Source organism: Pseudomonas sp. FW305-70 (genome assembly GCF_058783925.1).
Genome location: NZ_JBYSYZ010000016.1, coordinates 57,863 through 71,289 on the forward strand (window position 1 = coordinate 57,863; position 13,427 = coordinate 71,289).

Annotated in this window: 13 protein-coding genes and 1 pseudogene; 8 read left to right on the top strand and 6 right to left on the bottom strand. The window is 61.5% G+C overall.

What is annotated here, in order from left to right; genetic code table 11:
• Positions 1 to 32 precede the first annotated feature (32 nt).
• Positions 33 to 719 carry a spermidine synthase gene (locus AC3WN7_RS14685; RefSeq protein WP_007972413.1) on the bottom strand — a complete coding sequence of 229 codons (687 nt, stop codon included), beginning with the start codon at positions 717 to 719 and terminating at the stop codon, positions 33 to 35.
• A gap of 95 nt (positions 720 to 814) precedes the next feature.
• Between AC3WN7_RS14685 and AC3WN7_RS14690 the strand changes: the two genes are divergently transcribed.
• Positions 815 to 1,105, top strand: a complete 291-nt coding sequence (locus tag AC3WN7_RS14690; RefSeq protein ID WP_007972415.1) for a hypothetical protein — start codon at positions 815 to 817, stop codon at positions 1,103 to 1,105.
• Here the strand turns inward: AC3WN7_RS14690 and AC3WN7_RS14695 are convergent.
• Together AC3WN7_RS14695 and AC3WN7_RS14700 are read right to left on the bottom strand one after the other, a co-directional pair.
• The gene (locus tag AC3WN7_RS14695) at positions 1,102 to 1,575 is read right to left on the bottom strand and encodes a cyclic nucleotide-binding domain-containing protein (protein ID WP_007972417.1); all 474 of its coding nucleotides are present in this window, start codon (positions 1,573 to 1,575) and stop codon (positions 1,102 to 1,104) included. The genes AC3WN7_RS14690 and AC3WN7_RS14695 overlap by 4 nt on opposite strands.
• 207 nt (positions 1,576 to 1,782) lie before the next feature.
• Positions 1,783 to 3,837: a S9 family peptidase gene (locus tag AC3WN7_RS14700; RefSeq protein WP_102673871.1), complete on the bottom strand. Its 2,055-nt coding sequence runs from the start codon at positions 3,835 to 3,837 to the stop codon at positions 1,783 to 1,785.
• 215 nt (positions 3,838 to 4,052) lie between these two features.
• Here AC3WN7_RS14700 and AC3WN7_RS14705 point away from each other — a divergent pair, with 215 nt between their 5' ends.
• Genes AC3WN7_RS14705 through AC3WN7_RS14715 form a run of 3 tightly spaced genes read left to right on the top strand, consistent with a single transcriptional unit; the run spans position 4,053 to position 5,913 of the window.
• Positions 4,053 to 4,550: a hypothetical protein gene (locus AC3WN7_RS14705; protein ID WP_007972419.1), complete on the top strand. Its 498-nt coding sequence runs from the start codon at positions 4,053 to 4,055 to the stop codon at positions 4,548 to 4,550.
• Between the two features lie 32 nt (positions 4,551 to 4,582).
• Entirely contained in the window at positions 4,583 to 5,359 is a 777-nt protein-coding gene (locus AC3WN7_RS14710) for a class II glutamine amidotransferase (RefSeq protein WP_015096368.1), read from the top strand.
• 11 nt (positions 5,360 to 5,370) lie between these two features.
• A complete protein-coding gene (locus AC3WN7_RS14715; RefSeq protein ID WP_015096367.1) occupies positions 5,371 to 5,913 on the top strand; it encodes a DUF2937 family protein in 543 nt (180 codons plus the stop codon).
• A gap of 44 nt (positions 5,914 to 5,957) precedes the next feature.
• Here the strand turns inward: AC3WN7_RS14715 and AC3WN7_RS14720 are convergent, their stop codons facing one another.
• The 3 genes and pseudogenes from AC3WN7_RS14720 to AC3WN7_RS14730 form a co-directional block, all read right to left on the bottom strand.
• Positions 5,958 to 8,069 carry a TonB-dependent receptor gene (locus AC3WN7_RS14720; RefSeq protein WP_102673870.1) on the bottom strand — a complete coding sequence of 704 codons (2,112 nt, stop codon included), beginning with the start codon at positions 8,067 to 8,069 and terminating at the stop codon, positions 5,958 to 5,960.
• Positions 8,070 to 8,082: 13 nt separating this feature from the next.
• A pseudogene (locus AC3WN7_RS14725) lies at positions 8,083 to 8,321 on the bottom strand (hypothetical protein); the annotation flags it as partial.
• Between the two features lie 261 nt (positions 8,322 to 8,582).
• Positions 8,583 to 9,512 (bottom strand): LysR family transcriptional regulator, encoded by a 930-nt coding sequence (locus tag AC3WN7_RS14730; RefSeq protein ID WP_102673868.1) that lies wholly within the window; start codon positions 9,510 to 9,512, stop codon positions 8,583 to 8,585.
• Positions 9,513 to 9,658: 146 nt separating this feature from the next.
• Between AC3WN7_RS14730 and AC3WN7_RS14735 the strand changes: the two genes are divergently transcribed.
• The 4 genes from AC3WN7_RS14735 to AC3WN7_RS14750 all read left to right on the top strand — a co-directional run bounded on the left by AC3WN7_RS14735 (position 9,659) and on the right by AC3WN7_RS14750 (position 13,395).
• Positions 9,659 to 10,945 (top strand): MFS transporter, encoded by a 1,287-nt coding sequence (locus tag AC3WN7_RS14735; RefSeq protein WP_015096365.1) that lies wholly within the window; start codon positions 9,659 to 9,661, stop codon positions 10,943 to 10,945.
• A gap of 73 nt (positions 10,946 to 11,018) precedes the next feature.
• Complete coding sequence (locus tag AC3WN7_RS14740) at positions 11,019 to 11,771, top strand: 5-oxoprolinase subunit PxpA (protein WP_102673867.1); 753 nt, start codon at positions 11,019 to 11,021, stop codon at positions 11,769 to 11,771.
• The gene (locus tag AC3WN7_RS14745) at positions 11,768 to 12,472 is read left to right on the top strand and encodes a 5-oxoprolinase subunit B family protein (protein ID WP_102673866.1); all 705 of its coding nucleotides are present in this window, start codon (positions 11,768 to 11,770) and stop codon (positions 12,470 to 12,472) included. The genes AC3WN7_RS14740 and AC3WN7_RS14745 overlap by 4 nt, the downstream gene beginning before the upstream one ends.
• Positions 12,469 to 13,395 carry a 5-oxoprolinase subunit C family protein gene (locus tag AC3WN7_RS14750; protein ID WP_102673865.1) on the top strand — a complete coding sequence of 309 codons (927 nt, stop codon included), beginning with the start codon at positions 12,469 to 12,471 and terminating at the stop codon, positions 13,393 to 13,395. Before AC3WN7_RS14745 ends, AC3WN7_RS14750 begins: the two co-directional genes overlap by 4 nt.
• Positions 13,396 to 13,427 lie beyond the last annotated feature (32 nt).

Genomic DNA, 13,427 nt, shown 5'->3' on the forward strand with positions numbered 1-13,427 from the left:
AGACTGATGACGGTTATAGGGTGAAGTTTAGCCTAGCCCTTGAGCTTCTCGGCAATCCAGATGGTGTGGCGGGTGCCCTTGTTGCCGTGGGCGAAGACCTGCACTTCCTCGGCCTTGAAACCGGCTTTCTTCAGTTTGTCGGAAAATTGCCGATCGGCGCTGGCTGACCAGACCGCCAGCACGCCTTTGGGGCGCATGGCCCTGGCGCAGGCGTTCAGGCCGGCGGCGGAGTACAGCCAGCTGTTGGCCTTCTGGGTCAGGCCTTCGGGGCCGTTGTCGACATCGAGCATGATGGCATCGAAGCCCTGGGGTTCGGCTTGCAGGACCTTGGCCACGTCTTCCATGCGAATCACCGTGCGCGGGTCGAGCAGCGGGTTGCCGGCCTTCTCGCCCAGCGGCCCGCGGTTCCACTCAACCACACCGGGGACCAGTTCGGCGACCACCACTTCGGCGGTCTTGCCCAGGTGCTTGAGCGCCGAGGCAAGGGTGAATCCCATGCCCAGGCCGCCGATCAGCACCCGTGAATTCGGTCGGCCAGCGACTTTGCGGCAGGGGATCTCGGCCAGGGCATCTTCGGAGCCGTGCATGCGCGTGTTCATCAATTGTCCGCCGTCGCCACCCTGGATCTTGATGACGAAATCCTCGCCATATTCGAACAGGCACAGGGCACCGCCGTTTTCAGGAATGGGGGTGGTGTCCAGCAGTACGAAACGTTTCATGGGGCTCACTTGAAGAAAATTGGCAGAACTCGAGAGGGCAAACAGACGCAGTTGGGAGTAGCCTGTTCATGACGACAAGGCCAACGGAGCCATTGATGAAGCGCACCATTCTAACGGTCATTGCCCTGGCCGCGCTCTCGATAACTGCAGCGCAGGCCCAACAGTTGCAACCTATTCCCGTCAGCCCCGCGCCGATACCCGGTTCGCCCGGCACCGCCACACCCACGCCTTATCCGCAAATCAGCCCGGCGCCCTTGCCGAAAGTCGGCCCCGGCAGTAGCGGGCCGCCGTTGGTGCCGATTGAAATGCCCAGCCCGCCAACCAAGGACCAGCCCGTGCCGGGAATCGAACCGAACCCGCCGAAAGTCAAATCACCGGGTGGCTAGACCTGCTGCGACAGCAATTGACCGTCGGCCATGCGCAGGCGTTTGGACAGGGAAACGGCGAGGGCGCGGATGATCTTGGCGGCGATTTTCGGTGCATCGTTGAGCATCTTTTCCAGCGAGTCCTTGCCCAGGTTGAGCAACTGGCAGTTGCTGGCGGCCACACAACTGGCCGAGCGCCGTTCGCCGTCGAGCACGGCCATTTCCCCGAACGAGCGGCCGCTGCGCAACGTGGCGATGGTGACTCGTTGTCCGTCAGCGGTGGTTTTCTGCACGGCCACCTGACCGGTATGGATGATGCACATGAAACTGCCAGCATCGCCCTCCTGGAAGATCTCCTCGCCCTGGGCAATGGTGCTGATACTGAAGTAGCCCGAGGCCGCGACGAAGTCCGCCGGCAACAGTTGATTGAACAGGCCGCAATCCATCAGCCAGTCGCGAATTTCGTTGTTCAGAAAGGTTGATTCAGACATGTCGTCACGGTCTTTGTTGTGAGTGTTGCTGACTCGAATTTGAATTCACCGCAAATCCCCTGTGGGAGCGGGCTTGCTCGCGAAGGGGGCGCAACATTCAGCAGAGAGGTTGACTGACACACCGCCTTCGCGAGCAAGCCCGCTCCCACAGGTGTTGTATCGGCTACCAGTGTCCGCAATTAAGACCGGTTCATCGGCTCAGGTTCCTCAGGCTATACCCAACACCTTGAATAAAAATGCATATTCGAGAGCTACGTCACGCAATCCCTGATATCGACCGCTCATCCCGCCATGCCCTGCACCCAGTTCGGTCTTGAGCAGTAGCGGATTGCTGTCGGTCTTGGTCGCGCGCAGTTTCGCCACCCACTTGGCCGCTTCCCAGTACTGCACGCGGCTGTCGTTGTAACCGGCGATCACCAGGGTCGCCGGATAAGCTTGTGCGGTGACGTTTTCGTAAGGGGCGTAGGCCTTGATCCGATCATAAACGTCCGGTTCTTCAGGGTTGCCCCATTCGTCGTATTCCGTCACGGTCAATGGCAGATCGGGGTCGAGCATGGTGTTGAGGACGTCGACGAACGGCACTTCAGCGATGGCGGCGCCAAACAGCTGCGGCCGTTGATTGAGCACCGCGCCGATCAGCAAGCCGCCGGCGCTGCCGCCGCTGATTGCCAACTGCGGTGCAGTGGTGAAGCCTTGGGCGATCAGGTGTTCGGCGCAGGCGATAAAGTCGCTGAAAGTGTTGTGCTTGTGCTCCTGCTTGCCGGCGCGATACCAGGCTTCCCCCAGTTCGCCGCCGCCACGCACGTGGGCAATGGCAAACGCCATGCCGCGATCCAGCAGGCTCAGGCGCGCATGGGAAAACCATGGGTCGAGGCTTTCGCCGTAGGCGCCATAACCGTAGAGGTACAGCGGCACCGGTTTGCCGAGGTCTGTCCGTTTGATCACCAGGCTGATGGGCACTTGCGTGCCGTCCGGCGCAGTGGCCCACAGGCGCTGGCTGATGTAGGCGTCAGGATCGAACGGACCGAGCACCGGGGTTTGCTTGAGCACTTTCTGTTCGCCGGTCGCCAGCTCAAGCTGGCGGATTTGCGCCGGACGGTTCAACGCTTCGTAGCGCAGGCGAATCCGCTGGCTTTCGAACTCCAGGCTGTTTTGCACGTGCAGGCTGTAGGCCGCATCCGGCAGCTGCACGCGATAAGGCGCCAGGCCTTGTGGGTGTACTTCAATGACCGGCAGACCGCCAAGCCGCAGGCTGAGGGTCATGGCCCCGGTGTTCAGGCTGATGCCGTCGATCATCACCGTGTCGCTATGGGGGATCAGGTTCTTCCAGTCGGCTTCGGTGGGCACGGCGCCGGTATCGGCGGTCGTGTACAAGGCGAAATTGATGCCGTCGCGGTTGGTGCGGATGAACCAGGTCCATTGCCCGTCGAGTGCGCCGTGATCGACGTCGTACTCATGATCCTCGACCCGTGGCGCCATGCAGGTAAACGCCTGCTGGGGCCGGGAGGCATCGAGCACCCAGACTTCGCTGGTGGTCTTGCTGCCCACGGACAGCAGCAGTTGCTGCTCGGAGCTTGAACGGTAGCAATGCATGAAGAAGCGACCGTCCGGCTCATGGAACACTTCTTCGGCCGCCGTCCCGTCCAGTCGATAGCGATACAGCTTGTGTGGGCGATGGGTGTCGTCCAGCTCGCCAAAGAACAGCGTCAGGCTGTCGTTGGCCCAGGTCATGCTGCCGTCACAATCCTGGAATTCCAGCTCGCTGACGCGGCCGTCGGACAATTCCTTCACGAACAGCGTGTAAATCTCGTCGCCACTGGAGTCGATGCTGTAGGCCAGGCGCTGATGGTCCGGGCTGATGCTGAACGCACCCAGGGAAAAGAAGCCGCCGTTGGCCAGTTCGTTGGGGTCCAGCAGCAGTTGTTCGCGGCTTTCGTCGAGGGTCAGGCTGTCATCGGCCGGACGGGGGCAGCGGTAGTGCCGGGCATACTCATCGCCTGCGGTGGTGCGGGTGTAGTACAGATACGGTCCCCAGGGCGAGGGCAGGGACAGGTCGGTCTCGAGAATCCGCCCCTTGATCTCCTCGAACAGGGTCTCGCGCAGCCCGGCCTGGTCGGCGGTTTGCGCCTCCTGATAGCTGTTTTCGGCTGTCAGATAATCGAGCACTGCATCGGTGTCGCGCTCTTGCAGCCAGGCATACGGATCGGAGCCATCAGCCTTGTGGGCAATCGGAGCGTCGTGAATGTTGGCGGGTAGGGGCATGAAGGGTTCTCGAACAGTGTACGAAATAGGGGCTTGGCAACCTGTGGGAGCGGGCTTGCTCGCGAAGGCGTTGGGTCAGTCAATATCATTGTTGAATGATAAGCCGCCTTCGCGAGCAAGCCCGCTCCCACATGGGCTGCACTCAACTGTCAGGCATTGATGCAGCCTGACGGGCGAAAAGCCGTTATCATAAGCGCCTCTTTGCCTGCCTTGCCATGGACACCATGACCGAGAACGACTATCTGATCGCTTGGGGCCTCTACGCCTTCGCCGCTTTGGGCTGCCTGTTGGTGTGGATGCGCTTGACCCGCTGGATGTGGCGTTGGCTGCGTGAGCCACTGCGGCTGGCGATGGTCGTGCTGCTGTTCAGCCCGACCATCATCGACCCGGTGAAGGACAAAGTCGCACCGGCCGTCGCCATTACCGCGCTCGACCTGCTGTTCAAGGTCGGCAACAACGCCTGGCGGGCCATTTCCGATCTGTTCATGTACGGCATGATCGCATTCGGCCTCTATCTGGTGCTGGTGGCGATCCGTTTCCCCATCGAACGCGCCGCCAACGCCCGCAAGGAGCGTGAGGCTGCCACCAAAGCTGCCGTCCGCGCCGAAGAGCCTGAGGATGATCAACCGTTTGGCGGTGCCGGCGATGATCGTTACGGTCGTCCGCCCGTGCCGAGCAATCCTCAGCGGATGCGAGTCGAACCCCGTCTGTAACCTTGCCCCTGCGATTGATCGAGAGTCCGAACATGTGTGAGTTATTGGGCATGAGCGCCAATGTCCCGACCGATATCGTGTTCAGCTTTACCGGGCTGATGCAGCGCGGCGGCCGCACCGGCCCGCATCGCGATGGCTGGGGCATTGCCTTCTATGAAGGCCGTGGGCTGCGGCTGTTCCAGGACCCGGCGGCCAGTTGCGAGTCGGAAGTCGCCAACCTGGTGCAGCGCTATCCGATCAAGAGCGAAGTGGTGATCGGGCACATCCGCCAGGCCAACGTCGGCAAGGTCTGCCTGTCCAACACCCATCCGTTTGTCCGCGAGCTGTGGGGGCGCAACTGGTGTTTCGCCCATAACGGCCAGTTGGCGGATTTTCAGCCAACGGCCAGTTTCTACCGCCCCGTGGGCGATACCGACAGCGAAGCGGCGTTCTGCGATTTGCTCAACCGTGTGCGTGCGGCGTTCCCCGAACCGGTCGAGGTCGAAGCGTTGCTGCCGGACCTGGTCGCCGCTTGCGCCGAGTACCGCAGCAAAGGCGTGTTCAACTGCCTGCTCAGCGATGGCGACTGGCTGTTCTGCTATTGCTCGACCAAGCTGGCGCAGATCACCCGTCGCGCCCCCTTTGGCCCGGCGCGCCTGAAAGATGTCGACGTGATCGTCGACTTTCAGGCCGAAACCACCCCTGACGATGTGGTCACTGTCATCGCCACCGAACCTTTGACCGAAAACGAAACCTGGACCCGTTACGAACCGGGTCAATGGAGCCTGTGGCGACGCGGCGAATGCGTCAGCCAGGGCACGACCGAATAAGGACTCCTTGCATGTTGCTCAGTTATCTACGGCTGGTGTTGTTTGCGGCGGGCCTGCTGATCGGTGTCCAGGTGCCGGGGTTCATCAACGATTACGCCAAGCGGGTCGAAGCCCATCTGATCGAGGCGCAAGCCGGGTTGAGCGGCTTCCAGAACACCGCCAATCAGTTCTTCAAGGGTGACATGCAGGCGCTGGTCGCGCATTACCGCGCCAGCGAGGACCCGATCTTTCGCAGCGACGCCGACAGCCTGAGCAACCTGCTGACCCGTCAGGTGGCTCTGGACAAGCAATTCCAGGCGATGCAGGGCCCGTGGTACATCCGCTTCCTGCAAGTGGTGCTGGCCGCCGATCCGGACATTCGCAAGGAAACCTGGAACGGCTACAGCTACCAGATTCTGTTGACGCCCGAAGCGATGATCTGGGGCATGAGTGGTGCCTTGCTGCTGTCGTTCGGGATCGAGTGCCTGTTCCGGCTGATCGACTGGGTGGTGCTGGGCGGCAAGCGTCTGCGCCAGAGCCGGCCGATTGAAGAGCGGGATCTGCGCGGGTTGTAACACCGTCGAACGTCAGGGAGCCGGCAAGCCGGCTCCCTGCTTGGTTACCAATCAATCGAATAGGTCATGCTCAGGGTGCGGCCTTCGGCGTTGGGGTACGGCGCTCTGGCATTGGCCTGGGCGAACAGGTTGACGTACGTGCGGTCGGTCAGGTTGTACACCCCGCCTTCCAGGCGACCGACCGGCAGGTACACGGAGCCGAGCAGGTCCACCAGCGTATAGCCTTCGATGTCGCGTCCGTTGTTGTCCTTGGCGGCAGCGTCGTAGCTGGACAGGTGCATGCCTTGCAGGCGCAAGTTGTAGTCGTCTTCGGTGTAGCCGACGAACAGCGTGGTCTTGGCCGGTGAAATGCGTGTCGCCGGCAGATCGATCCATTTCCCGTTCTGTTGGGTCTCGCCTTTGGCCCAGGCATAGGTGCCACCCACCGACCAGTGATCGGTCGCGCGGTAGGTCAGGCTGTTTTCGATGCCGCGAACCCGCTCCTTCTGGTTGATCAGACGTAATACACGGCTATTGGCATCGTAGAACTGGGTCACGTCCGAGGTGTTTTCATAGACGGTCACGTCGGCCTGCCACTGGTCCCAGTCACCGCGCCAGCCCAGCTCGTAGCTGTCGACCTTGATGGCCTGGGCGTTGAGGCTCTGGATGTCGAAGGTGCTGCTCACGTCACGCAAGAAGCGCTGGATGTCCGGCAGTGAAAACCCCTGGCTGTAATTGGCGAAGACGTCCTGATGTTCACTCAGGTGATAGACCGCGCCCAGGTTATAGAGCGTGGCGTCGTATTTGAGGGTGTCACCGGGCAGGATGGCGCGTACGCCGGTCTGGACGATCTGACCGTAGGCGATGCTGTCGGAGACCTCGCTTTCGATCCATTCGCGGCGCACACCGCCACGCAAGGTCCAGTCACCGATGTCCCATGACATCTGCCCGAACAGCGCCTTGGTAGTGGTTTCGATATCCGGGCCCATCTCGTAAGTGGTGCCGGTCTTGGTGTAGTTCAGCCCTTTGAGGGTGTATTGGTCACCGCGTTGACGGGAGCGTTCGTGATCATAGTCGGCGCCCCAGACCAGGTTGCCCGTGGCGCTGCCGATGGCCGGCAACGGCGTGTCGATGGCCGCACGAAGGCCGTACACATCCTGCACGCTGTTGTTGTCGGCGATCCCGGCCTTGCCCCGCGACAGGTCCGGGAAGAACAGCGCGTCGGCCCGACGCCAGTAGCTTTCCAGTTGCAGGCCCTGGCCGTAGAAGTCGTTGTCGGTGAAGTTGAGATTGGCCGCCTGATTATGGGTGTAGGGCTGGTCGTCGAGTTTCAGCCCTTTGACCGCCACGGCCTCTTGCAGGTTTTTCGGGTCTTTTGTGTAGCCGGTGTCCTGCTGGTCCTTGTAGTCCTGCAGCGACAGGCTGAGTTTTTTATCGGCATCCAGTTCGTAACCGAAACGACCTTGCAGGTCATAGGTGTCGGTGTCCATGTTGCTGCCCTGGGAGGTGTCCTGAGGGATGCGATTGCCGTTGCCGTCGTACTGGTCGTTGCGCTGGGTCAGGTCGGCGGACAGGTACCAGTCCAGAGCATCCTTGCGCCCGGTCGCACTCTGAAAGGCCTCGTAGGCGAAACCCTTGCTGTTGAGGTTGTTGCCGGTGGTCAGGCCCAGTTTGCTGCTGTAGGCAAGGTCCTGACCCTGGTTGCGCTTGGTGATGATGTTGATGATGCCGCCCGAAGCACCGGCGCCATAAATGCTGCTGGCGCCGGACACCACCTCAATGCGTTCGATGCTGGCCGGCGCAATGCTGTTGAGTTGGCGGAAGTTGTCGCGCGTGGCGTTCTGCGATACGCCGTCGATCAACACCAGCATGTTGCGCCCGCGCAGGGTCTGGCCGAAGTTGCTCATCCCGCCGCTGGACGGCGCCAGGCCGGGAACCAGTTGCCCCAGAATGTCGGAGACCCGACGCCCGGCGCCACTCTGTTGGCGGATCTGCTGTTCGTCGATCACCTGGACCGAGCCTGGGATCGAGGCAATGGTCGCTTCGCTACGCGTCGCGGAAACGACGGTGGCTTGCATGGCCAACGTGCCGGGTTGCTGTTCGGTGTCCTCGGCCCAGGTCTGGGCGCTGACGGAGCCAAGCAGCGGAATCAGCAAGGAAAGTTTGGTTCGGGTCATGAGGTGGTCTTTTTTAGTCGTGATAAGTGTGGCCAGGCAAGATTTCGCTGCTGGATGTGGCGGTATAGGAGCGCACCCGGCGGGTCCCGATGGTGGCCAGGGCGTAGGCGACGGGGAGCAGGGCGCCTTGCCAGATGCCCCAGAGATACCGGCTGACGAGAAACCCAGTCATTCGTTAGCCAGCGCCGTGGCCGCCAGCGTCAGGATGCAGAGCCAGGCAACGCCCTCGATGAGGCGCAAGGTGTAAGCAGGATCAGGGGGTGGAGGCAGCGCTGCGCGGCGGGCACCAGGGCAGTGCTCAAATGGTCGGGGGTGATGCGGCGGGACTGGAAGGCCGGATTGCCGAGGGTTTCCCTCCAGTGTGAGAGCCGTTGCTGCTGTCTTTGCGTGAAAGCGCGCATCAAGTCCGATTCCTTCTGGACAGTGGTTTAGCTGAATGCGCGCAGAGAATACATTTTCAAAATATTAATGCAAATGATAGTAATTGCTTCTTGTGATGTGGGAAGCTCCTTTTCAGAGCCTGGCCAGGGGTTTGCTCAAGACCATGTAATGCTCGCCCACCTTCCGCGCATATCCCTCCAGCACCTGCTGACACAACGCCACAATCTCCTCGACCCACTCCACACCTACTCGCCACGACACCACCACCTGCAAGTCGGGTGGTCGCTGATCGATGTCCAGCAGGGTCAATTCGCCGCGCGCCAGTTCCTCGGCCACCAGCACCGGCGGCAACGCGCCAATGCCAAATCCGTCGCGCAGCAGCCGGGTAATCGCCGACACCGAGTTCACGCAGTTCAGTCGTGGCGCCATCACGCCATTGGCCTGCATCAGGGCCAGTACTTCCTGGTGCGGATGGGAATTTTTCGAATAGGTGATGATCCGCTCGCCCGCCAGGTCAGCGATGCCCGAGTACTCGCGGTTGTAAATGGAATTGCTGGCGACGATCCAGCCCATGGGGTGGCTGGCCAGTTCCAGGCTGCGCACGCTTTCCTGACGCAGCAGGTCGGTTTGCAGGATCACATCGAGAAAGCCTTTTTGCAGCTGATCGCAGAGGTTGAGCGAGGTATCGGCCACCAGCTCGATTTCCACCAGCGGGTAGTGATCGGTCATCTGCGCCACCAACGGGCTGAGCCAGGTATGGATCACCGTGTCCATCACGCCGATGCGCACCCGTCCGGCTTTGCTCGAACGGGTCTCGATCGACTGCTTGAGTGCCTGCATGGTGTCCAGCATCTGCTCGGCGTAATCGAGCACTTTGAGGCCTTCGGGCGTCAGGCTCACGCCGCGCGAATCACGCAGAAACAGCTTCACCCCGAGCTCGCCTTCAAGCACGGCAATCCGGCTGGAAATCGAGGCCTGGGTGGTGAAGAGCTTGTCGGCGGTCAGGCGGAAACTCTTGAGTCGGGCGACCCAGACAAAGGTCTCGAGAAACTTCAGGTTCATGGGATAAAGATTTCTTATGTCTAAGGCGGGTTTTTATTAGTTGGACGCAGCAGGGGCGCGCGTCCAAAAATCGGCGCATCCGGTTCCCACGATAGGCGTCGTCGGGGCTCAGAACAATACCAATAAAATCAGCGCGGAGATTTGCCATGAGTGCGCCCGACACCCCCGTCATTGCGAAAGCCACGGCTCGCCCGGGACCTTTCGACTGGTATCGCAACATCAATCAGCAGGAACGCCGCACCTTCTGGAGCTGCAAGATCGGCTATGGCCTGGACGGCATGGACACCCAGATGCTCAGCTTCGTGGTGCCGACCCTGATTGCCATGTGGGGCATCACCACCGGCCAGGCCGGGCTGATTCACACCAGCACCCTGATCGCTTCGGCCATCGGTGGCTGGGTCGCAGGGATACTCTCCGACCGCATCGGCCGTGTGCGCACCCTGCAACTGACCGTGTTGTGGTTTGCCTTCTTCACCTTCCTCTGCGGCTTTGCCCAGAACTACGAACAACTGCTGATTGCACGGACCCTGATGGGCTTCGGTTTCGGCGGCGAGTGGACGGCCGGCGCCGTGCTGATCGGCGAAGTGATTCGCGCCAAGGACCGCGGCAAGGCTGTGGGTATGGTGCAGTCCGGCTGGGCGCTGGGTTGGGGGCTGACGGCGATCCTGTATGCGCTGCTGTTCTCGGTATTGCCACCGGAAGACGCCTGGCGCGCGCTGTTCATCCTTGGCATCGTGCCGGCGATTTTTGTGATTTTTGTCCGCCGTCTGGTCAAGGATCCGGAAATCTATCGTCAAGCCAAAGCCAAGGAGGCGCCGACCAATCCGTCGAAGTTCTACGAGATCTTCGCCCCCGGCATGCTGTTCACCACGATTCGCGCTTCGTTGCTGACCACCGGCGCATTGGGTGGCTACTACGCGATCACGTCCTGGCTACCGACGTTCCTGAAAAACGAACGCGGTTTGAGCGTACTCAATACCAGCGGTTATCTGGCGATGGTGATCGTCGGTTCCTACGTGGGTTATGTCATCAGCGCCTATTTGACCGACATCCTCGGCCGCAAGAAGAACTTCATCCTGTTCGCCGTCGGCTCGTTCACCATTGTCCTGCTGTACACGCAAATGCCGGTCAGCAACGGCGTGATGCTGTGGCTGGGCTTTCCGCTGGGCTTTTTCGCCTCGGGGATTTTCAGTGGCATGGGCGCATTCCTGACCGAGTTGTTCCCCACGCGCATTCGCGGTTCGGGCCAGGGTTTTTGCTACAACATCGGCCGCGCGCTGGCGGCGTTGTTCCCGCTGCTGATCGGCCTGCTCAGCCAGACCGTACCACTGAGCGTGGGCATCGGTGCCTTCGCGGCGGTTTCCTACGGTGTGGTGATCCTCGCGGCCCTGAGCCTGCCGGAAACCCGTGGCAAGCAACTCGACGCCCAGTAACTGATAATCTGCGGGACTGTCTTATAGATAGGTCCCGCAGCTGAAAAGAATAAAGCCTACAGGAGTGTTCAGTGTGAGCCGCCTGCTATTGAACTGCGACATCGGCGAGAGTTTCGGCAGCTGGACCATGGGTCTGGACGCCGAAATCATGCCCTTCATCGATTGCGCCAACGTCGCCTGCGGTTTTCACGCCGGCGACCCGAGCATCATGCGCAAGACTGTCAGCCTGGCCCTCAGCCACGGTGTGCAAATCGGCGCGCATCCGGCCTATCAGGACCTGGTGGGCTTCGGCCGCCGCTCCATGGCCTATGCCACCCAGGAGCTGCAAGACATCCTGCATTACCAGATCGGCGCCCTCGACGGCATCTGCCGGGCCCAGGGCGGCCGGGTCAGTTACGTCAAACCCCATGGCGCGATGTACAACGACATGATGGCCAACCCGGCGCAGCTGCGCGCCGTTTTGCAAGCGGTGGCGTCCTACGACCGCACGCTGCCATTGATGCTGATGGCGACCCGCGACAACAGCGCTGCCCAACAACTGGGCGATGAATACGGCGTGACACTGTGGTTCGAGGCCTTCGCCGATCGCGCTTACGACAGCGCCGGCAGGCTGGTCTCGCGACAACTGCCGGGCGCGGTGCATCACGACCCGGAAACAATCATCGAGCAGGCGCTGACCATTGCCCGTGGCGATCAGCTCACCGCCAGTGACGGCAGCGCCCTGCATTTGCAGGCCAACACCCTCTGCGTGCACGGCGACAACGCCAGTTCGGTCGCTGCCGTGCAACGCATCCGCGAAGCCTTGAACCGGCAGAGTGCGTCATGAAGCTGCGGGTGGAAGTGGTGGCGCTGGATTGCCTGATGGTGCGCCTGTTCGATGAAATTGCCGAAAGCAACATGCCGTGGATGCTCGCGGCCAGTGAAAGTCTGCGCATGGCATTTGCCGGGCACCTGATCGATCTGGTGCCGTCCTACACCACATTGATGGTGCATTACGACCTGACGGCATTGAGCCCGAGCCAGGCACGGGAACTGATTGCCCAGGCACTGATCGATCTGTCGCCCAATGCGCGTACTCGCGGTACCTGTCATGTGTTGCCGGTGTGGTACGACTTGAGCGTCGGACCGGAATTGACGCTGTTGTCGCAGCGCAGCGGGTTGGCGGTGGAGGAGGTGATCCGCCGCCACAGTGAGCGTGAATACCAGGTGTTCGCCTTGGGTTTTGCACCGGGCTTCGCCTTCATGGGGCTGGTGGAAGAAGCGCTCGCTGCGCCGCGTCTGAACACGCCACGCAAGAAAGTCGCGGCCGGCAGTGTCGGCATCGCCGAGCGGCAAACGGCGGCTTACCCGGTGGTGTCGCCGGGCGGCTGGAACCTGATCGGCCGCACGCCGGCCAGATTGTTCGACCGTAACCGTGACGGCTACAGCCTGATGCAACCCGGTGACACCGTACGGTTCGAAGCGGTCGACCATGCCGAGTTCATTAACCTTGGGGGGGACGATACGCCTCTGGAGGCCCACGCATGAGCCGTCTGATGATTGAAGCGAGTACGCCGCTGTGCCTGTTGCAGGATGCCGGGCGATTCGGCGTGCGGCATCTGGGCGTGACCCAGGGCGGAGCGGCCGATTGGTGTTCGATGTCCTGGGCCAACTGGCTATTGGGCAACGCACTGGATGCACCGGTGATCGAAATCACCCTCGGCGGGTTCACCGTGGTGGCTGAAGAAGACTGCGTGCTGGCCTTGGCCGGGGCGGATCTTGGCGCACGGGTGGGCGGCGAGGCTTTGACCCCGTGGCGCAGTTTCAGGCTGCACAAAGGCCAGCGTTTGCAATTCACTCAGCCGTTGCTCGGAGCCCGGGCTTATCTGGCGGCGCCGGGTGGGTTTGATGCGCCGAAAGTGCTGGGCAGTAGCGCGACGGTGGTCCGGGAGGAACTCGGCGGGCTGGACGGCATGGGCCGTGCGCTGGGTAAAGGGGCGAGCTTGAGCTATTCGGGCAACCCGGTGATGTTGCTGCGCGAATTGACCGCAGACCAACGACCGGACCTGAACCTTGATGCGCCGTTGGACCTGGTCCTCGGTGCACAGATCGGCGAGTTCAGCGGGCAGAGCCTGTTCGACGCGTTCAACAGCCTATGGCACCTCGACAGCCGTGCCGACCGAATGGGTATTCGCCTGCTCGGTACGGCGTTGCAGTACCAGGGCAAACCGATGATTTCCGAGGGCATTCCGTTGGGTGCCGTGCAGGTGCCGCCCGACGGGCAACCGATTGTGTTGCTCAATGATCGGCAAACCATTGGTGGATATCCGCGTCTGGGGGCGTTGACGCCATTGGCGCTGGCGCGGCTGGCGCAGTGCCTGCCGGGGGCGCAGGTGCGGTTGAAGCCGGTGGTGCAGGATGTCGCTCATCGTGAGCATGTCGGGTATTTGCAGCGCTTCACACACCGCTAAAAGCTTCGCGAGCAAGCCCGCTCCCACATTTG

Excerpts from the sequence above, each read along its gene's own strand:
- AC3WN7_RS14695 (WP_007972417.1), bottom strand. The coding sequence starts at position 1,575 with ATGTCTGAATCAACCTTTCTGAACAACGAAATTCGCGACTGGCTGATG.
- AC3WN7_RS14700 (WP_102673871.1), bottom strand. The coding sequence starts at position 3,837 with ATGCCCCTACCCGCCAACATTCACGACGCTCCGATTGCCCACAAGGCT.
- AC3WN7_RS14730 (WP_102673868.1), bottom strand. The coding sequence starts at position 9,512 with ATGAACCTGAAGTTTCTCGAGACCTTTGTCTGGGTCGCCCGACTCAAG.
- AC3WN7_RS14690 (WP_007972415.1), top strand. The coding sequence starts at position 815 with ATGAAGCGCACCATTCTAACGGTCATTGCCCTGGCCGCGCTCTCGATA.
- AC3WN7_RS14750 (WP_102673865.1), top strand. The coding sequence starts at position 12,469 with ATGAGCCGTCTGATGATTGAAGCGAGTACGCCGCTGTGCCTGTTGCAG.
- AC3WN7_RS14715 (WP_015096367.1), top strand. The coding sequence starts at position 5,371 with ATGTTGCTCAGTTATCTACGGCTGGTGTTGTTTGCGGCGGGCCTGCTG.
- AC3WN7_RS14745 (WP_102673866.1), top strand. The coding sequence starts at position 11,768 with ATGAAGCTGCGGGTGGAAGTGGTGGCGCTGGATTGCCTGATGGTGCGC.
- AC3WN7_RS14710 (WP_015096368.1), top strand. The coding sequence starts at position 4,583 with ATGTGTGAGTTATTGGGCATGAGCGCCAATGTCCCGACCGATATCGTG.
- AC3WN7_RS14720 (WP_102673870.1), bottom strand. The coding sequence starts at position 8,069 with ATGACCCGAACCAAACTTTCCTTGCTGATTCCGCTGCTTGGCTCCGTC.
- AC3WN7_RS14685 (WP_007972413.1), bottom strand. The coding sequence starts at position 719 with ATGAAACGTTTCGTACTGCTGGACACCACCCCCATTCCTGAAAACGGC.
- AC3WN7_RS14735 (WP_015096365.1), top strand. The coding sequence starts at position 9,659 with ATGAGTGCGCCCGACACCCCCGTCATTGCGAAAGCCACGGCTCGCCCG.
- AC3WN7_RS14705 (WP_007972419.1), top strand. The coding sequence starts at position 4,053 with ATGGACACCATGACCGAGAACGACTATCTGATCGCTTGGGGCCTCTAC.